Raw genomic sequence first — 18,963 nt, 5'->3', positions numbered from 1 at the left:
ACTACACTGGACTAGAATACATTATTTTTGTTCATGGGTTTAAACTGACGTAAGCGTAACGCATTGGATAGGACAGAAACCGAACTAAAGGCCATTGCTGCTCCGGCTATCATAGGATTAAGTAAAATTCCCAATACAGGATATAAAATACCGGCCGCAATGGGAATGCCTAAGATATTATAAACGAAAGCAAAGAATAAATTTTGCTTAATATTATTCATGGTAGCCCGACTTAATTGAATCGCGGTGACAATGCCTTGTAAATCTCCTGAAATTAAGGTAATATCACTAGCAGATATGGCGACATCAGTACCTGTTCCAATAGCAATTCCTACATCAGCTTGGGCTAAAGCAGGAGCATCATTAATTCCGTCTCCTACCATAGCTACAATTTTAGATTGTTGTTGAATTTGTTTGACAATTTCTGCTTTTTGATCGGGACGAACTTCTGCAAATACTTGATTTATTCCTACTTGATCGGCGATTACCTCCGCAGTTTTTTGATTATCTCCGGTTAACATTATAACTTCTAAGCCAAGTTTTTTTAAGGCTTTAATTGCTTCTTTTGAGGAAGGTTTAAGAGCATCTGTGATCGCAAATAATCCCTCAATTTGACCATCAACTGCCATCCAAGCAGTGGTTTTAGCCTGACTTTCCCATTCTTGTCCTTGAGACTGTAAAGGTTGAGTGTCAATATTTAAACTTTCTAGCCAACGTTTAGTACCAATTTGTATTAATTTATTCTCAACTTTTCCTTGCACTCCTCTACCTTCTAATGCGGCAAATTCCTGTATAGTTTTGACTGTATTTAATATGCCTTGAGATTGAGCATAAGTGACAATAGCTTCTGCTAAAGGATGTTCAGAATTTTCTTCAACTGCGGCGGCTAATTTTAAGAGATTTAATTCATTATGATTCCTTATAGCTTGACGGGTAACATAGTTAGTAACAGTGGGTTTTCCTTGAGTAAGGGTTCCAGTTTTATCTAGAATAACGGCTCGAATTTTATGAGCTAATTCTAAACTATCGGCCCCTTTAATTAGTATACCATTTTCGGCACCTTTTCCTGTACCGACCATAATAGAAGTTGGGGTAGCTAAACCCAAGGCGCAGGGACAAGCAATAATTAAAACACTTACAGTTGTGATCATTGCCAGGGTTATATTACTGGTTAAAGTAAACCAAATAATAAAGGTAATAATAGCAATAATTAGCACCACTGGAACGAACCAACTTATCGCCTTATCTGCTAATTTTTGAATAGGGGCTTTACTATTTTGGGCTTCTTCAACTAATTTAATAATTTGAGCTAAAACAGTTTGTTTGCCTACCCGTTTGGCTTGAAATTGAAAGCTACCTGTTTTATTAATTGTTCCTCCAATTACTTCGTCTCCTAGTTGTTTTTTTACCGGAATGGATTCTCCTGTTATCATCGATTCATCAATAGTAGATGACCCCTGAATTATTTCTCCATCGACGGGAATTTTCTCACCTGGACGCACTAAAATAATGTCATTGATTTGCACTGTTTCAATGGGAATATCGATGGGTTCTCCTTTTTTGATAATTCGGGCGGTTTTTGCTTTTAATCCCATTAAATTACGGATTGATTCTGAAGTTTTGCCTTTGGCTCTGTTTTCTAATAATCTTCCTAATAAAATTAGGGTAATAATAACAACAGCCGCCTCATAATAAACATCAGGATTTAATCCTTGAGAAGTAAAAAAATTAGGAAATAAAGTTGCAAAAATAGAATATAAAAAGGCTGCACCAGTACCCAATGCAACTAGAGTATTCATATCAGAAGTGCGACGTTTTAAAGCTTTTATCCCACCTGTATAAAAAGATTGTCCACACCAAATAATTACAGGTAAACTCAGTATTAATTGTATCCAAGAATTATGTAACCAGTGAGGAACAAAAGCAATAGACAATCCGGTCATCATTGATAGAGAACCGCTTACCAAAATTAAACTAATAACAGTGCCTAAAATAACTTTGTGAGTTAGTTCCTTTTGTTTAGCTTCTCTAGTTTTTTTCTCCGTATCTAGGTTATTGTTATCTTCAATATCTTCTAAAAGATAAGCTTGATAACCTGCCTTGATGACAGCTTCTTGAATTGTTTCTAAAATAGTAGTATTGGGATAGTACTTTACTGTTGCTCTTTCTAAGGCAAAATTAACCTGACAGTCTGTGACTCCCGATACTTTTTTAATCGCTGTTTCAATACTTGTTGCACAAGCAGCACATCCCATTCCTTCCAAGCGGAGGGTTTGTTGTAAATCTTGTTCTACTTTGGGGTATTTTGTAACAATATGAGTCTTCATCTCTTGATTTTGAGGTCATTATATTTTATTATAACCCCAATACTTAAGTATTGGGTCATCCTCAAGATGGCTTAAATCTAAAGCATTCATAAAGAATCAGGGCTTCCCCTGAACCCTTACATACAATTCGGCTTAAAGACAGTTTTAACCTCAAATGAACTTAACACATAATTTAGCTAATCTAACCCTAGCAACGACTCTTTTTTTTACCGTAGGGAGTCAGTTAGTTTTCGGTTCAAATCTTCCTTTAAAAAATCACCAAGTATCGGACAATACTTCAGATACAGTCTCATCTGAGTCAATAGACAAAAACTATTTAGTCTCAATCAATCCCACAGCAGTTAATGTCAGCTATTCTCAAGAATTTACAGCTATACCTCAACCCTTAACTATCTTTTTTGTTTTGGGGATGGCCGGATTAAGTGGAGTCTTAAAATTAAAAATAGCACAGGCAAAGTCTAATCAACAATTGGAAGATATTTAGAAATTAAACAGAGATTATCTAGAGACGAGAATGGGGAATAACACACAAGAACAACACCATCATTCGAGAGATTTATCTTGGCCTTTTTGGCCCGTTGTTCCCCTCTATCCCTATGGTCAACGACGTACCCTCCGTCAAGAGATCATCGAAGATAGTATCTGGACGTTTGAACAAATACAAGGCATTCTCTATGTAGTGGTTCCCATTCGCATGACAGTGATTAAGCTAGAGTCAGGGGGACTGCTAGTTTATGCACCTGTTGCACCTACTCCCGAATGTGTCCGTCTGATGAATGAGTTAATAGCTCAACATGGGGACGTTAAATATATTATTTTACCTACGGTTTCAGGGATAGAACACAAAGTTTTTGTCGGCCCTTTTGCGCGGTGTTTCCCCCAAGCACAAGTATTTGTGGCCCCTCATCAGTGGAGTTTCCCTCTTAATCTTCCTTTAAGTTGGTTGGGGTTTCCTTTCGGTCGTACTCGGAATTTACCCTTAAATAGTCATCTGGCCCCTTTTGCGGATGAATTTGATTACGAAATCTTAGGGCCGATTAATTTAGGACTTGGCCCTTTTGAAGAAGTGGCCTTGTTTCACAAGCGATCGCGGACTTTATTAGTCACTGACTCTATTATTAAAGTATCCGAAACTCCTCCTAATAGTGTTCAAATAGACCCCTATCCCTTACTTTTTCATGCTAGAGATCATGCTTTAGAGGTGATGGAAGATACCCCGGCAAATCGTCGTAAGGGATGGCAAAGAATCGTCTTATTTGCCCTTTATTTTCGTCCTGGAGCCTTAGAAGTGCCTCAATGGGATACTGTCTTACAAGAGGCGAAAAAAGCTCCTGACCGTTCCCAAAAAGCTTATTTTGGGCTGTATCCTTTCCAATGGAAGGAACAATGGACTAATTCGTTTAATCGACTAGGACAAAATAACGGTTTATTGGTTGCTCCTATTTTACAAGGGGTAATTTTTAATCGCGGGCCTCTACAAGTGTTAACTTGGGCTGATAAAGTGGCTAAATGGGGGTTTAAACGGATTATTCCTTGTCATTTTGAGGCCCCTATAAACGCTGAGGCTGATCAATTTCGACAGGGGTTTGATTTCCTCCGAGGGGATAATTCTCAACTCAATACAGCCGATTTTCAACTAATTCGAGAATTAGGGGAAAAATTGACTAAAACGGGTATTACTCCCCCCGCAAAGTGAGGGCGGTGTAATGTAAGATGAAAATAGGCTCAAACCCTAAAGGGTTGAGCTATACAAACAAAACCTGCCTACGCAGGTTTTTATTAGGCTATTTGGAGTGTTTAATTAGAGAATTTTTTCTAATCCATACACTAAAGATTGTAATTGAGTTACTTTGCGAATACACAAAAGCACACCCGCCATATAACAAGAGCGATCGCTGGTATCATGACGAAGGGTATAAATTTCCCCTTGGGCCCCAAAAATAACCTCTTGATGGGCAATTAATCCGGGTAAACGTACACTATGAATACGAATATTATCCCCAACTAAACCCCCTTTTGCCCCTGGAATAGTTTCTTTTTCCACCACAGAAGCAGGATTATAAGTTTTGCCTAACCCTGATAACATTTGCGCTGTTTTAATGGCTGTTCCGCTCGGAGCATCTGCTTTTTGGTTATGATGAAGTTCAATGATTTCTACATGATCAAAATATTGAGACGCTTGTACGGCAGCTTGTTGTAATAACACCATACCAATAGAAAAATTAGGAATGACTAAACATCCTGTACTAGCTTTTTCCGCAAATTCGGCTAAATCTTGTAGTTTTTCGGTGGTTAACCCGGTTGTCCCGACGACTGGACGTACTCCATAGGCGATCGCACTTCGCACATTTTCATAAACCCCGTCAGGATGGGTAAAGTCTACCATTACCCCTTGTACCTTTTCTTGGGTAGCTAATACTAAAATACTTTGGAGATCATCGACAATGGGGATTTCTAAGGGGCCACATCCGGCAACTTCTCCTACATCCTGGCCCCGATATTGAGGGTTACGATCAACGGCCCCCACTAACATCATATCAGACAACCCAGAGACGGCTTTAATGACTTCCCGTCCCATTTTACCAGCCGCACCATTGACTACTACAGGAATTGGAGATTCAGTGGTCATATTGTTAATTTCTCCTTAGAATACGCTCTGAGCAATTATACATCGAGGAAATAAATTAAGGGCGTTGCTGATTCACCAAACGCTATATTAAGCTTTGTATTAATTTTAAACACTGGTAGAAAAAAATGCTATACTTATAGGCATTAAGTGAAGGAAAATACAAAATTTGACAACTTGCCTTGATTAGGACATTCGTTGATTTTGAATGTTTAATTTATTTACTTTAAGGAAATCTTGACGAAGTTTAACAATAACCTATTCAACTATCAATTGATAGTTGAGGTAAAAAATGGTGAAGTGACTATATCGGGTACTGCTGCCACACCAGAGGAACTGCAACAGATTCAACTTGCTAAAGTAACTTAATAATTAATAAACAATAAGAAATAAGGATAAGAATTGACGAAAAATTTATGATGATTAATTATATTTTTGACTTTCGCAAGAGGTCTTTTGATTCAGCAACGCCGGAATTGGAAGATTGGAAATGGGAGATAATGTGATAGATCACTCATTTTTGTTTTACGGTATGGCGTTTTTTGGGATTATTCTGGTAAGGTATTTTCTGGTAGCGGGGGGGACTTATTGGTTCTTCTATTGGCCATTAGGTCAATCTTTTGCTAAGCACAATTTACGAATTCATTCTCCTTCTTGGCTATCAATTCAACGGGATATTAAACTCTCTATTCTTTCTGCGGGGGTGTTTGCGCTGGTGGCAGCCTTCATGTTGTCAGTGTACGGTTGGGGTATTACACGCTTATACAGCTATCCTGAAGAGTATGGGCTGTGGTATTTAGGGGTAAGTTATGGGGCAGTTTTAGTTCTTCAGGATACCTATTTCTATTTTACCCATCGCTTATTTCATCATCCGTCACTATTTCCCTGGTTACATCAGGGACATCACCTCTCACGTTGCCCTACTCCGTGGACTTCTTTTGCTTTTGACCCACCAGAAGCGATCGTTCAGTCGCTTTTTCTGGTCGGTATCGTCTTTGTCGTCCCACTTCATTTTATTACGTTAATTGCGGTACTTACTACCATGACGATTTGGGCCGTGTTAAATCATCTTGGGATTGATCGGTTGCCCCTATCATTTCCTCACCATTGGCTGGGTAAGTGGTTTATTGGGCCGGCCCATCATTCCATTCATCATCTCAAGTACACCCTACATTACGGTCTATATTTCACCTTCTGGGACAAACTACTCGGCACTCAAGATCCCGATTATGAGAAGAAACTTGGTATTTAGTATCTTACAGGCAAGATGCGGCCTGCCACAAAATTTAACTAAAAAAGCCAGAAAAATTGCCAAAGATTAACTTAATATTAAGCTTTTATTAAACATAATATTAATATATTCTCTTTTTCAAAAATTTATTGCTTATTGTAAATTATTTGGTAAAATCAGTAATTTATGTGTTATAATAAAAACATGAAAAAAGTTGTTAAGAGGACTTATGTAAATAGTCCTTAAATTCAATAAATTCAATAAACAATTCAATAAACAATTCAATAAGGAACACATCATGAGTTTAAAAGATAGAGCCAAAGCAACTGCCAAAAATATTGAAGGCAAAGTTCAAGAAGCAGCAGGCAATCTAACAGGCGATCCCAAAGCTCAGTCAGAAGGCAAGGAAAAACAGGCAGAGGCAAGGGTTCGTCACACTGTAGAAGATGTCAAAGATGATGTCAAAAAGATTATTGACTAGCAGGTCATTTGTCACGGCGAGGGCCAAGACGGCTTTGCCACTGCCGTGACACAGAGGATTTAAAACGATGAAATTACTGCATATAGCCCTTGGCATTCTGATTCCGCCTGTCGGTGTTTTCCTGGCCTTTGGGGTTGGTTCAACATTGTTTATCAATATTGCGCTGACCTTACTCGGTTGGATTCCAGGCAGCATCCATGCAGTTTGGGCGATCGTTAAATGAGATCAAGCTCTCAACAAACCCGTTTATAAATAAAACTCGCTTGTCTCAATCAAAACTCATTTATTTCAAGTCATTCTTCCTCTGTAACTAGCAATAGCTGAAATCTTCAATGATATAAGCTTAGACGCATTTAACCTGCATTTTTCCACATCACAAACCCTTGCTGTGGCTAACCCAATGAGACAAACTAAATGCGTCTAAGCTTAGCACCGCAGGAACGGTTAGGACATTCCTAAAACCTCAAATTCAATTAATTCAATCAGGAGTAAATCATGAGTCTAAAAGATAGAGTTAAGGCAACCGCCAAAAATATTGAAGGCAAACTTCAAGAAGCAGCAGGGGATCTCACTGGCGATCCCAAAACTCAGTCAGAGGGTAAGCAAAAACAGGTAGAGGCAAGGGTTCGTCACACTATCGAAGATGTAAAAGATGAAGCAAAAAAAATAGTTGATTAGTCAATTATTTCTTACACTTCTGTCAAAAAATACTTCGCATACACCATTGCTGAGCAATAATTAGACCTTTGTAATTTAATTAGATACAAAGCCAAGGGGAAGGGGTAAAAGATGAATAATAATGCTTTTTTCTTTTACCTTTTCTTCCTTCAATAATCTTGATAATTTAGACTGTTCAAAATATGATTCTTTGTAAATTATCATTGATATATCAAATTCTTTTTTGGAGCTTAAACAAATGATTTCTTTTACACAGATCCGTCTATTTTTTGTCACCATAATTTTAACTATAATGTTGGCAATTACTATAGCTTTTGATTTTGGAACTACGAATAGTTGGGCAGGAACTTCTTCCATCTCATCTATCAGTCCATCTGATACTCAACTAATAGCTATATGGGGATTCGGAAAAGCAAAAGCAACAGCCAAAAATATTGAAGGTAAAACTCAAGAAGCAGTAGGCAATATCACTGGTGATCCCAAAAATCAGATGATGGGAAAAGCCAAACAAATTGAAAGTCAGGCTCGTAATACAGCAGAAGATGTGAAAGACAAAATGCAGTTACAAGGGAGAGCAAAAGCTGTTACCAAAAACATTGAAGGCAAAGTTCAAGAAACGAAAGGTAATATTACAGGGAATCGTGCAGATCAATTTGCTGGAAAAGCTAAACAAACCGAAAGTCAAGTTCGTAATGCAGTAGAAGATGTGAAAGAGGGTGTTCAAGGCATCTTTAATTAAAGCTCGATTAAATAACATCTAAATCACTTTTATCTGAACAGAAAAGTAAATTATGTTTGATCTCGTTTGGACTGCAGTTGTTATACTTTTCGTCTTCTGGTTATTAGGATTCTCCATTCACATTGGTGGTAGTTTAATCCACATTCTTTTGGTTTTGGTGCTGATTGGTATTGTCTATAACCTACTTCTCAAACGACGCATTTAATAAGCATTTTGGCTTATTTGCAAGCTAAAAATTGCCTTGTAAATAAGCTAATTAGTCGGACAAGGTAGATTTACTAGTTAACAAATATTTGGAGAACGTCTTCTTTTGAAGAATGAAAAATATGATAAACCCAATTGAATTTGAATTGTTTGCTCCCTATAATAAGGCAGTCTCATTGATTGGTTCATTTTCTAACTGGGAAGAAATCCCCATGGAAAAAGATGATCAAGGCAACTTCAAAACTAAAGTTGAACTAACAGACGGTATTTATCAATATAAATTTCGAGTTCAGTCAAAAAGCTGGTTTTTGGAACCCGATCAATGGGTAGATATTGTTGATCCTTATGCCACTGATGTTGATCGTTCAACTCAAAATGGTGTTCTGCGGATTAAAAATGGCCAACCCATTGTTGATACTTACGTTTGGCAACACGATGACAAACCCTTGCCTCCGGATCATGCTTTAGTGATTTATGAGATGCACATTGCCGACTTTTCGGGGGGTGAACCCGATCAGAATCGGCGAGGAAAATTTAAACACGCTCTCGAAAAACTCGATTATCTCTGTGATTTGGGAATTAATGCCATCGAACTCATGCCTTTACAAGAGTTTCCTGGTGAGTATAGTTGGGGTTACAATCCTTGCCATTTCTTTGCCGCAGAAACCAGTTATGGTTCCACCGCAGATCTTAAACACCTGATTGATGAATGTCATGCTAGAGGGATTCGCGTGTTAATCGACAGCATTTATAATCACTCAGAATCTGCTAGTCCCCTGACTCAGATTGATCACGATTACTGGTATTGTCATCAGCCTAAAGATCCCGAATATAGTTGGGGACCAGAATTCAATTACGAACATTACGACGAAAAATTAGGTACTTATCCGGCTCGTAAATTTATCGGTGATAATGTGCGTTTTTGGATTGAGGAGTATCACACTGACGGTATTCGTTACGATGCTGCTCGACAAATTGGTAATTATGATTTCATGCACTGGATTGTTGAAGAAACAAAACTTGTGGCCGGTTCTAAGCCATTCTACAATATTGCCGAATATGTTCCTGAAGATAGCAGCATTACTGGTTTTGATGGTCCTATGGATGGTTGCTGGCATGAAAGTTTTTATCATTGCATTGTCGCCCATTTGTGTGGCGATCGCTTTGACATTGAGGAACTTAAAAATGTACTAGACTGCAAACGTCAGGGGTTTATGGGTGTTACCAATGTAGTCAACTATCTGACGAATCATGACCATAATCATTTAATGACGGAATTTGCCAATCGAGGGATATTTGATGATTCGGCTTTTAAACGAGCTAAACTCGGAGCCGCACTCATGATGACGGCTATTGGTGTACCCATGATCTGGATGGGTGAAGAATTTGGGGAATATAAGTCTAAAACCATTGAACAAGCTAAAATTGACTGGAGTTTATTAGATAATGATTCCAATCACAGCCTGTTTGAATACTATAAGGGTTTGGTTGATTTACGGAAGAATAATCATGCCTTTTACCATGAAAACATCGACTTTTTTCACGAAGATCCAGAGACGCAAGTGCTGGCCTATTGCCGTTGGAATGAAGAAGGTTCGCGCATAGTGGTTATTGCCAATTTCTCAGATAATTTCTTGGCCGGTTATCGAGTGACGAATTTTCCTGCTAATGGTACTTGGCATGAATGGACACATAATTATGAGGTGGAGACTGATGATAACAATATCATGACTGATTTGTCAGAATATGAGGCCAAGGTTTTCCTCTGGCAGTAATGTGATCATGCAGTCTAAATTTTTATCACAATTGAGACAATTCTAACAATATTTAAACCCTTGAATATTCTTGATTTCAAACACTAACAGACCATATCGTAAGACAAGTAAAACATTATTAAACCAAACTCATTGGAGAATTAATTGACATGAATCAGAAATCTAATGCCTATTTGTTGGGTGGTGGTATCGGCTCTTTAGCCGCCGCAGCCTTCATGATTCGAGACGGTGGCCTCAGGGGCGAAAATATTTTTGTCCTAGAAGCAAAGCCTATACTGGGGGGAAGTTTAGACGGAATAGGAAACCCTGTAGACGGTTATTCCATGCGGGGGGGACGGATGTTGACGACCGACAATTACGAATGTACTTGGGAGCTTTTCAAGTCCATCCCCTCTCTAAATTCACCGGGTAAAACGGTATTTGACGAAACAATGGATTTTAATGAGCAGCACCAGTCAAATTGTCTGGCGCGTCTGGTTGATAGTCGCAGGGCAAAAGTAGCTGTGAGTTCAATGGGCTTTTCTCGGCAAAATCGTCTAGAATTGCTCAAACTAAGCCTTGCTAATGAGGATGAATTGGGGGCTAGTTGTATCACAGATTGGCTTTCCCCTGAATTTTTCGAGACAGAATTCTGGTATATGTGGTCTACTACCTTTGCTTTCCAGCCCTGGCATAGTGCCGTTGAATTCAAGCGTTATTTGCATCGTTTTATGCTCGAATTCTCTCGCATTGAAACCCTCGCGGGAGTTAAGCGAACCATCTATAATCAGTATGATTCTTTAGTTCTACCGCTCCAGAGTTGGCTGGCAGCCCAAGATGTCCATTTTATCCTAGATTGTCAGGTGACGGATCTTGATCACAACAAGGAAAAAGGTAAGTTAGTTGTGACAGGTATTCAATATCAGCAGAATGGTCAAAGTAAAACCCTCTCGGTTAAAGATGGGGATTTTGTTTTTTTGCAAAACGGTTCTATGACCGATGCTTCAAGTTTGGGGTCAATGACGAATGCACCCAAAAAGCTGACCAAACAGCATTGCAAAAGTTGGAGTTTGTGGGAAAAACTGGCAGCCGAAAACCCAGATTTCGGGAATCCTTCGGCGTTTAACAGCAGTATTGCTGAGTCTTGCTGGGAATCTTTCACTGTCACCCTTAAAACCCCCTCATTCTTCGACAAAATCATCAAATTTAGTGGCAATCAACCCGGAACTGGCGGACTCGTCACCTTTAAAGACTCAAATTGGCTAATGTCCATCGTGTTAGCACATCAACCACATTTTATCAATCAGCCGGCCGATATTCAGGTCTTTTGGGGATATGCCCTTTTTCCCGATAAAGTGGGTAATTTTGTCGCTAAACCGATGAGCGACTGCAACGGTGAAGAAATTCTTCGAGAACTCTGTGGTCATTTGCGATTTGATTTTGATGTGGTGGAATCGGCTAATTGTATTCCTTGCAGAATGCCCTACATTACCAGTATGTTTATGCCTCGTTTACCAATGGATCGACCCTTGCCGATTCCTCATAGCTCGAAAAACCTCGCTTTTATCAGCCAGTTTGTCGAAATTCCTGATGATGTCGTCTTTACGGTCGAGTATTCGGTGCGGGCTGCTCAGATAGCAGTCTATCAATTTTTAAGTATAGATTACCAGATTCCGCCCATCTCGGCTCATGACAAATCACTGCGAGTGGAGTTTGAGGCTTTGATCAAAGCGTTTAAATAAGTTTCGTCTCAATAGAAATGGATCGTTAAGTGAGTTTTTTCGAGTCACAATTAATGATGCAATCTATCGTTGATGTTCTCCTCGTGTTGTTTGATTTGTGATTATCCCAGTTGAGTCTATTATTTATCTCGCCAAATTTCAATAATTCGTCCCCCTAATACACCTAATAGTCCATAAATAATCATAGCAGCAATGGTATTCGTTTCGATGACATGATCATTCATAGAAGGTTCCCCAAAAAGATTAATAAAAGGCCCAATAAATACGTTTGACCAACTGTAAATTATTTGAGACAATAAATTATCAGGATTCGCTGCTGCTAATCGTAAGAGAAAGCGTAGTAATAAGAGAATTTCTAAGGCGGAAACTAAAAAATATATCCCCCCTAAAAGACGGCTAACGATCATATTCCGTCTAGCTTTTTCGAGTCGCTGTTCTTCTTGTCTGAGTCTGAGTTCTTCTTGTTGTAATTGTAAATCTTGCTGACGTTGGATCTCATTGTAGACCTCACTTTTTTCTGAAGAGTTTGGGTGATTTTGAGGATTTTCATTCATTATTATCGCCTAGTTACTTTTGTCTCAATCTTAACTTTAATTTTACTAAGAGACCAACCAAGATATAATAAGCAATCGTACCTTTAAAGATACTTAAGCATGACTATTACCTCCGAATCATTACAACCCCTGCTTAATTCTAGTGATTTTGGCGATCGCCTCCAAGGGGTCAATTTATTGCGTCGCATTGATCCACAAGTGGCATTTACCCTGATTCAACCCTTAGTCAACGATACTAATGAACGAGTACGCTATGCGGCCGTCAGTCAGTTAGATCCCTTGGGAAAACAAGATTTAGTCATCGCTTTAAAGTTATTACGCGATCGCTTACTAAATGATCCCGACAATGATGTCAAAGGGGCGGCCGCAGATGCTATTGGTGGTTTAAAATTAACTCAAGCTTATGACGATTTGCGAGAAATTTATTATCAAACATCTAATTGGTTATTACAATTAAGTATCATTGCTACCTTAGGAGAATTAGGAGAACCCAGAGGGATTGAATTACTCCAAGAAGCGTTACAATCTGATAATGATTTAGTAAGAATTGCTGCGGTTAGTGCTTTAGGTGAATTAGGCGATGCTCAATGTCTTCCCATACTCGTTAAATTGGTCAATGATGAAGACTGGCAAATTCGTTATCGACTGGTTCAAGCATTAGGAAGATTAGGGGGAGAAGAAGCACAAAAAACTCTCAAAGAATTAACAAAAGATCCTATTGAACAAGTAGCCAAAGAAGCTCAAGAAAATCTTAATTAATTGATTATCATTACAATTATATTAAACTTGTAGAGAAGAATCACTTACGTTAGCTAATATATATTAACCATATTTATATTGCCATGTATTTGATTATTATAGGGTTTACCTTTCAACCAATCTGTAGACCGATCTTCAAAAGCCATTATGAATTCATAATGGCTCAAAGGCTTGTATAATCTAGTTTAACGGAGAGGGAGGGATTCGAACCCTCGTTAAAGTTACCCCTAAACAGCATTTCCAGTGCTGCGCCTTCAACCGCTCGGCCACCTCTCCAAATGGGGTCACAATCATCAATTGTACAATAAAAGTCCTTATTCTGGCAAGTTTTTTTAGGAAATTGTCTGAAACCCTTTACTATTAAGGCATTTAGACATTCTAAACCCTGAGAGTTAAGCAGTTAAAGCAAATTAATTTAACAGGGGAGGGTGGGTTTATCAAACATTTTTGTTAGAATTTGTTAATGCTATGCCCCTACAGGGTTAAATCGGGTTTTTGATAAGCTAAGACGCATTTAAACAGGGTATTTAGTTGTTTAGTACAAAAGCTTAAACTCCTTCTCCGGTGCTCCCTTTGCTCCGGCGCTTCCCTGCAATCTCAACTAGCAATTTATATGCTTAACAGCTTATCAGGTGCAAGATTTGAGTAGGACACATCACGGGTACAGAAATACGGCTCAGGGTGAGGCAAAATCTATGCCCCACCAAGAACCAGAACAGCCTGTAATCCTAGATGTTGACGAAATCGGCCGCAGTTAGGGTCGTGGTATTAATACCAGTCAGGGTTGCCAAAATTTCATTAGTGGAAGCCACCCGAATAGTGTTTCCTGAGAAATTCAGTTGCCCGAAGCTCAAACCGTTATACAGTCCGATTTTATCTTGACCCTTAACGAAGTCAGTAATGGTATCAGAACCATCCCCACCAGTATAGGCAAATACATCTTGAGCGTTGCCACCGGTGAGGGTATCACTGCCAAGACCACCATAAAGGGTATCTTTGCCATTATCGCCGTTGAGGACATCGTTGCCAATACCGCCATTTAAGAAGCCATCCCCATACAACAGGTCGTCACCATTACCGCCTAAGAGGGTATCGTTGCCGCTACCACCATAGAGGGTATCGTTGCTATTACCGCCGTCGAGGATATCGTTACCATTACCACCGTAGATGGTATCGTTACCATTGCCACCGTTGAGGATATCGTTACCATTGCCACCAACCAGGTTATCTGATTGGTTAGTACCTGTAATGCTGCTACCGACAGCCACCGTAACGGCAGCAGTACCAGTCAAACTACCATCACTGAGGGTGTAGTTAAAGCTGGCATTACCACTGAATCCAGTAGTTGGGGTAAAGACAATATAATCATCTGCGGTGTTGCTGACAGTGCCATTATTGTTAAGTACCGCAGTGCCGTTAGTGACACCACTGACACCAGTGATACTCAAGACGCTGTTATCAACATCGGTATCATTAGCCAGTAGGGTACTAGCTTGGATAGTGACGGCAGTATTGAAGGCAGTGGTAGCAGTGTCGTTAACACCAACAGGAGCATCATTAACGGGTGTTACAGAGAAGGTTTGGCTTTGACCAGCTAAAGTTGCCGTACCATCAGTTACACCGTAGGTTAGATTAACTGCACCATTAAAGTTAGCAGTTGGGGTGAAAGTATAAGTCCCATTACCGTTGTTGACTAATGCACCGTTATTGGCAGTTAAGTTAACAACTGAGATGGTATTACCATCTACATCGCTAAACCCTGCTAATAAGTTAGCTGCTGTAATCGTGATAGGTGTATCTTCAGCCGTATTGCTTAAAGTAGCAGTTGGTGAACCTACAGGAGCATCATTAACGGGCGTTACAGAGAAGGTTTGACTTTGACCGGCTAAGGTTGCCGTACCATCACTCACACCGTAGGTTAGATTAACTGCACCATTAAAGTTAGCAGTTGGGGTGAAAGTATAAGTCCCATTACCGTTGTTGACTAATGCACCGTTATTGGCAGTTAAGTTAACAACTGAGATGGTATTACCATCTACATCGCTAAACCCTGCTAATAAGTTAGCTGCTGTAATCGTGATAGGTGTATCTTCAGCCGTATTGCTTAAAGTAGCAGTTGGTGAACCAACAGGAGCATCATTAACGGGCGTTACAGAGAAGGTTTGGCTTTGACCGGCTAAGGTTGCCGTACCATCACTCACACCGTAGGTAAGGGTGACAGTACCATTAAAGTTAACAGTTGGGGTGAAAGTATAAGTCCCATTACCGTTGTTGACTAATGCACCGTTATTGGAAGTTAAACCGACTACGGATAAGGTATCACTATCTACATCGCTAAACCCTGCTAATAAGTTAGCTGCTGTAATCGTGATAGGTGTATCTTCAGCCGTATTGCTTAAAGTAGCAGTTGGTGAACCAACAGGAGCATCATTAACGGGCGTTACAGAGAAGGTTTGGCTTTGACCGGCTAAGGTTGCCGTACCATCACTCACACCGTAGGTAAGGGTGACAGTACCATTAAAGTTAGCAGTTGGGGTGAAAGTATAAGTCCCATTACCGTTATCAACTAAAGTGCCGTTATTGGAAGTTAAACCGACTACGGATAAGGTATCACCATCTAAATCGCTAAACCCTGCTAATAAGTCAGCCGCATAAATGATAATGGCTGTATCTTCAGCAGTATCGCTTAAAGTAGCTTTAACACCCGATATATTCTCGAAGAACAGGGTATTGCCGAACGTTTCACCCACAAAAGCATCCAAGTCCCCATCCCCATCGATATCGGCAAAGGTGGGTGTAGCCACATACCCCACATCCGTCAGTCCGAAGGGGTTGGTGGCCTCAAGGGTGAAGTTGGGAGCAGACCCCGTTCCCGTGTTGCGGTAGAATATAGTATTGCCGAACAATTCACCCACAAAAGCATCCAAATCCCCATCCCCATCGATATCCGCAAAGGTGGGTTTAGCCAAAATCCCCACATCCGTCAGTCCGAAGGGGTTGGTGGCCTCAAGAGTGAAGTTGGGAGCAGACCCCGTTCCCGTGTTGCGGTAGAATATAGTATTGCCGTATGAGTTCCCCACAAAAGCATCGAAGTCCCCATCCCCATCGATATCCGCAAAGGTGGGTGCAGAATTATTCCCCACATCCGTCAGTCCGAAGGGGTTGGTGGCCTCAAGGGTGAAGCTGGGAGCAGACCCCGTTCCCGTGTTGCGGTAGAACCGGGTATTGCCGAACAATTCACCCACAAAAGCATCCAAGTCCCCATCCCCATCGATATCGGCAAAGGTGGGTGCAGAATTATTCCCCACATCCGTCAGTCCGAAGGGGTTGGTGGCCTCAAGGGTGAAGCTGGGAGCAGACCCCGTTCCCGTGTTGCGGTAGAACACGGTATTGCCGTATCTTTCCCCCACAAAAGCATCCAAGTCCCCATCCCCATCGATATCGGCAAAGGTGGGTGCAGAATTATACCCCACATCCGTCAGTCCGAAGGGGTTGGTTTGGGGAGAATTGAATATGGGATCACCTGTTGGTGCATCATTAACCGCAGTCACAGAGAAGGTTTGGGTTTGACCGGCTAAGGTTGCCGTACCATCAGTTACACCGTAGGTAAGGGTGACAGTACCATTAAAGTTAGCAGTTGGGGTGAAGGTATAAGTCCCATCAAAGTTGTCTACCAATGCACCGTTATCAGCAGTTAAGTTAACAACTGAGATGGTATCACCCTCTACATCGCTAAACCCTGCTAATAAGTTAGCTGCTGTAATCGTGATAGCTGTATCTTCAGCCGTATTGCTTAAAGTGGCAGTTGGTGAACCAACAGGAGCATCATTAACGGGGGTTACAGAGAAGGTTTGGCTTTGACCGGCTAAGGTTACTGTACCATCAGTTACACCGTAGGTAAGGGTGACAGTACCATTAAAGTTAGCAGTTGGGGTGAAGGTATAAGTCCCATTACCGTTATCAACTAAAGTGCCGTTATTGGAAGTTAAACCGACTACGGATAAGGTATCACCATCTACATCGCTAAACCCGGCTAATAAGTCAGCCGCATAAATGATAATGGCTGTATCTTCAGCAGTATCGCTTAAAGTAGCTTTAACACCCGATATATTCTCGAAGAACAGGGTATTGCCGAAACGCTCACCCACAAAAGCATCCAAGTCCCCATCCCCATCGATATCGGCAAAGGTGGGTGTAGCCACATACCCCACATCCGTCAGTCCGAAGGGGTTGGTGGCCTCAAGGGTGAAGCTGGGAGCAGACCCCGTTCCCGTGTTGCGGTAGAATGTCGTATTGCCGAAACGCTCACCCACAAAAGCATCCAAGTCCCCATCCCCATCGATATCAGCAAAGGTGGGTGTAGCCACATACCCCACATCCGTCAGTCCGAAGGGGTTGGTGGCCTCAAGGGTGAAGCTGGGAGCAGACCCCGTTCCCGTGTTGCGGTAGAACACGGTATTGCCTAACAATTCACCCACAAAAGCATCCAAGTCCCCATCCCCATCGATATCAGCAAAGGTGGGGGTAGAATAACCCACTACATCCGTCAGTCCGAAGGGGTTGGTGGCCTCAAGGGTGAAGCTGGGAGCAGACCCCGTTCCCGTGTTGCGGTAGAACACGGTATTGCCGAAACGCTCACCCACAAAAGCATCCAAGTCCCCATCCCCATCGATATCGGCAAAGGTGGGTGTAGCCAAATACCCCACATCCGTCAGTCCGAAGGGGTTGGTGGCCTCAAGGGTGAAGCTGGGAGCAGACCCCGTTCCCGTGTTGCGGTAGAATATGGTATTGCCTAACAATTCACCCACAAAAGCATCCAAGTCCCCATCCCCATCGATATCGGCAAAGGTGGGGGCAGCACGAAACCCCACATTTGTCAGTCCCAAGGGGTTGGTTTGAGAAGACTTGAATATGGTATCACCTGTTGGTGCATCATTAACCGCAGTCACGGAGAAGGTTTGGCTTTGACCGGCTAAGGTTACTGTACCATCAGTTACACCGTAGGTAAGGGTGACAGTACCATTAAAGTTAGCAGTTGGGGTGAAGGTATAAGTCCCATCAAAGTTGTCTACCAATGCACCGTTATCAGCAGTTAAGTTAACAAATGAGAGGTTATCACCATCTACATCGCTAAAACCGGCTAATAAGTCAGCCGTATTGATGATAATGGCTGTATCTTCAGCCGTGTTGCTTAAAGTAGCAGTTGGTGAACCAACAGGAGCATCATTAACGGGCGTTACAGAGAAGGTTTGACTTTGACCGGCTAAGGTTGCCGTACCATCACTCACACCGTAGGTTAGATTAACTGCACCATTAAAGTTAGCAGTTGGGGTGAAAGTATAAGTCCCATTACCGTTATCAACTAAAGTGCCGTTATTGGAAGTTAAACCGACTACGGATAAGGTATCACCAGCATCTACATCGCTAAACCCGGCTAATAAGTCAGCTGCTGTAATCGTGATAGGTGTATCTTCATTCGTGTTGCTTAAAGTGGCAGTGGGTGAACCTGTGGGGGCATTATTAACTGGGGTAGTAGGGGCAATATTCTCGAAGAACAGGGTATTGCCTTCAACAGTACCCACAAAAGCATCCAAGTCCCCATCCCCATCGATATCGGCAAAGGTGGGTGTAGCCAAATACCCCACATCCGTCAGTCCGAAGGGGTTGGTGGCCTCAAGGGTGAAGCTGGGAGCAGACCCCGTTCCCGTGTTGCGGTAGAATATGGTATTGCCGAACAATTCACCCACAAAAGCATCCAAGTCCCCATCCCCATCGATATCAGCAAAGGTGGGGGTAGCATAATCCGCTACATCCGTCAGTCCGAAGGGGTTGGTGGCCTCAAGGGTCAAGCTAGGAGCAGACCCCGTT

16 protein-coding genes and 1 tRNA gene are annotated in these 18,963 nt (G+C 41.3%); 12 read left to right on the top strand and 5 right to left on the bottom strand.

From position 1 onward, the window contains the following. Window positions 1-11 precede the first annotated feature (11 nt). A complete protein-coding gene (locus AsFPU1_RS19935) occupies window positions 12-2,327 on the bottom strand; it encodes a heavy metal translocating P-type ATPase (protein ID WP_124975843.1) in 2,316 nt (771 codons plus the stop codon). 154 nt (window positions 2,328-2,481) lie between these two features. On the opposite strand from AsFPU1_RS19935, the gene AsFPU1_RS19930 reads away from it, so the two are divergent. Then, complete coding sequence (locus AsFPU1_RS19930) at window positions 2,482-2,811, top strand: hypothetical protein (protein ID WP_124975845.1); 330 nt, start codon at window positions 2,482-2,484, stop codon at window positions 2,809-2,811. 30 nt (window positions 2,812-2,841) lie between these two features. Then, entirely contained in the window at window positions 2,842-4,023 is a 1,182-nt protein-coding gene (locus AsFPU1_RS19925; RefSeq protein WP_124975847.1) for a DUF4336 domain-containing protein, read from the top strand. A 105-nt stretch (window positions 4,024-4,128) separates the two neighbouring features. Here AsFPU1_RS19925 and dapB read toward each other — a convergent pair whose 3' ends face one another. Continuing rightward, the gene (gene dapB, locus AsFPU1_RS19920) at window positions 4,129-4,956 is read right to left on the bottom strand and encodes a 4-hydroxy-tetrahydrodipicolinate reductase (RefSeq protein ID WP_124975849.1); all 828 of its coding nucleotides are present in this window, start codon (window positions 4,954-4,956) and stop codon (window positions 4,129-4,131) included. Between the two features lie 234 nt (window positions 4,957-5,190). Between dapB and AsFPU1_RS19915 the strand changes: the two genes are divergently transcribed. From AsFPU1_RS19915 to AsFPU1_RS19875, 9 genes are all read left to right on the top strand, one after another. After that, window positions 5,191-5,322: a BON domain-containing protein gene (locus AsFPU1_RS19915; RefSeq protein WP_124975851.1), complete on the top strand. Its 132-nt coding sequence runs from the start codon at window positions 5,191-5,193 to the stop codon at window positions 5,320-5,322. A gap of 163 nt (window positions 5,323-5,485) precedes the next feature. After that, on the top strand, window positions 5,486-6,205 hold the full coding sequence (locus AsFPU1_RS19910; protein ID WP_227873559.1) for a sterol desaturase family protein: 720 nt from the start codon (window positions 5,486-5,488) through the stop codon (window positions 6,203-6,205). Between the two features lie 277 nt (window positions 6,206-6,482). Further along, window positions 6,483-6,665, top strand: coding sequence for a CsbD family protein (locus AsFPU1_RS19905; RefSeq protein WP_124975853.1), 183 nt, complete (start codon window positions 6,483-6,485; stop codon window positions 6,663-6,665). Window positions 6,666-6,732: 67 nt separating this feature from the next. Then, the gene (locus AsFPU1_RS19900) at window positions 6,733-6,888 is read left to right on the top strand and encodes a YqaE/Pmp3 family membrane protein (protein ID WP_124975855.1); all 156 of its coding nucleotides are present in this window, start codon (window positions 6,733-6,735) and stop codon (window positions 6,886-6,888) included. Window positions 6,889-7,160: 272 nt separating this feature from the next. Continuing rightward, window positions 7,161-7,343 carry a CsbD family protein gene (locus tag AsFPU1_RS19895; protein ID WP_124975857.1) on the top strand — a complete coding sequence of 61 codons (183 nt, stop codon included), beginning with the start codon at window positions 7,161-7,163 and terminating at the stop codon, window positions 7,341-7,343. 238 nt (window positions 7,344-7,581) lie between these two features. After that, window positions 7,582-8,082: a CsbD family protein gene (locus AsFPU1_RS19890; RefSeq protein ID WP_124975859.1), complete on the top strand. Its 501-nt coding sequence runs from the start codon at window positions 7,582-7,584 to the stop codon at window positions 8,080-8,082. Window positions 8,083-8,134: 52 nt separating this feature from the next. Beyond that, the gene (locus tag AsFPU1_RS19885; protein WP_124975861.1) at window positions 8,135-8,287 is read left to right on the top strand and encodes a lmo0937 family membrane protein; all 153 of its coding nucleotides are present in this window, start codon (window positions 8,135-8,137) and stop codon (window positions 8,285-8,287) included. 121 nt (window positions 8,288-8,408) lie between these two features. Further along, on the top strand, window positions 8,409-10,061 hold the full coding sequence (locus AsFPU1_RS19880; protein WP_124975863.1) for an alpha-amylase family glycosyl hydrolase: 1,653 nt from the start codon (window positions 8,409-8,411) through the stop codon (window positions 10,059-10,061). 149 nt (window positions 10,062-10,210) lie between these two features. Next, a complete protein-coding gene (locus tag AsFPU1_RS19875; protein ID WP_124975865.1) occupies window positions 10,211-11,782 on the top strand; it encodes an oleate hydratase in 1,572 nt (523 codons plus the stop codon). Between the two features lie 119 nt (window positions 11,783-11,901). Here the strand turns inward: AsFPU1_RS19875 and AsFPU1_RS19870 are convergent, their stop codons facing one another. Beyond that, a complete protein-coding gene (locus AsFPU1_RS19870) occupies window positions 11,902-12,336 on the bottom strand; it encodes a YggT family protein (protein ID WP_124975867.1) in 435 nt (144 codons plus the stop codon). A 99-nt stretch (window positions 12,337-12,435) separates the two neighbouring features. Between AsFPU1_RS19870 and nblB the strand changes: the two genes are divergently transcribed. After that, on the top strand, window positions 12,436-13,095 hold the full coding sequence (gene nblB / locus AsFPU1_RS19865) for a phycobilisome degradation protein NblB (RefSeq protein ID WP_124975869.1): 660 nt from the start codon (window positions 12,436-12,438) through the stop codon (window positions 13,093-13,095). A 189-nt stretch (window positions 13,096-13,284) separates the two neighbouring features. Here the strand turns inward: nblB and AsFPU1_RS19860 are convergent. Both AsFPU1_RS19860 and AsFPU1_RS19855 read right to left on the bottom strand, forming a co-directional pair. Further along, window positions 13,285-13,371 (bottom strand) — tRNA-Ser (locus AsFPU1_RS19860). Between the two features lie 452 nt (window positions 13,372-13,823). Further along, window positions 13,824-18,963: cadherin-like domain-containing protein (locus AsFPU1_RS19855; RefSeq protein ID WP_125061175.1), on the bottom strand; the 5,140-nt coding region annotated here is incomplete at its 5' end.

Source organism: Aphanothece sacrum FPU1, assembly GCF_003864295.1.
GTDB classification, from domain to species: Bacteria; Cyanobacteriota; Cyanobacteriia; order Cyanobacteriales; family Microcystaceae; genus Aphanothece_B; species Aphanothece_B sacrum.
Note: the sequence above shows the minus strand (reverse complement) of the source record. Positions and strands in the feature narration are given on the sequence as shown.

Bases quoted from the DNA above. Each gene is read 5' to 3' on its own strand.
- AsFPU1_RS19930 (WP_124975845.1), top strand. From the start codon at position 2,482: ATGAACTTAACACATAATTTAGCTAATCTAACCCTAGCAACGACTCTT.
- dapB (WP_124975849.1), bottom strand. From the start codon at position 4,956: ATGACCACTGAATCTCCAATTCCTGTAGTAGTCAATGGTGCGGCTGGT.
- AsFPU1_RS19890 (WP_124975859.1), top strand. From the start codon at position 7,582: ATGATTTCTTTTACACAGATCCGTCTATTTTTTGTCACCATAATTTTA.
- AsFPU1_RS19875 (WP_124975865.1), top strand. From the start codon at position 10,211: ATGAATCAGAAATCTAATGCCTATTTGTTGGGTGGTGGTATCGGCTCT.
- AsFPU1_RS19935 (WP_124975843.1), bottom strand. From the start codon at position 2,327: ATGAAGACTCATATTGTTACAAAATACCCCAAAGTAGAACAAGATTTA.
- AsFPU1_RS19900 (WP_124975855.1), top strand. From the start codon at position 6,733: ATGAAATTACTGCATATAGCCCTTGGCATTCTGATTCCGCCTGTCGGT.
- AsFPU1_RS19925 (WP_124975847.1), top strand. From the start codon at position 2,842: ATGGGGAATAACACACAAGAACAACACCATCATTCGAGAGATTTATCT.
- nblB (WP_124975869.1), top strand. From the start codon at position 12,436: ATGACTATTACCTCCGAATCATTACAACCCCTGCTTAATTCTAGTGAT.
- AsFPU1_RS19880 (WP_124975863.1), top strand. From the start codon at position 8,409: ATGATAAACCCAATTGAATTTGAATTGTTTGCTCCCTATAATAAGGCA.
- AsFPU1_RS19905 (WP_124975853.1), top strand. From the start codon at position 6,483: ATGAGTTTAAAAGATAGAGCCAAAGCAACTGCCAAAAATATTGAAGGC.
- AsFPU1_RS19895 (WP_124975857.1), top strand. From the start codon at position 7,161: ATGAGTCTAAAAGATAGAGTTAAGGCAACCGCCAAAAATATTGAAGGC.
- AsFPU1_RS19885 (WP_124975861.1), top strand. From the start codon at position 8,135: ATGTTTGATCTCGTTTGGACTGCAGTTGTTATACTTTTCGTCTTCTGG.
- AsFPU1_RS19910 (WP_227873559.1), top strand. From the start codon at position 5,486: ATGGCGTTTTTTGGGATTATTCTGGTAAGGTATTTTCTGGTAGCGGGG.
- AsFPU1_RS19870 (WP_124975867.1), bottom strand. From the start codon at position 12,336: ATGAATGAAAATCCTCAAAATCACCCAAACTCTTCAGAAAAAAGTGAG.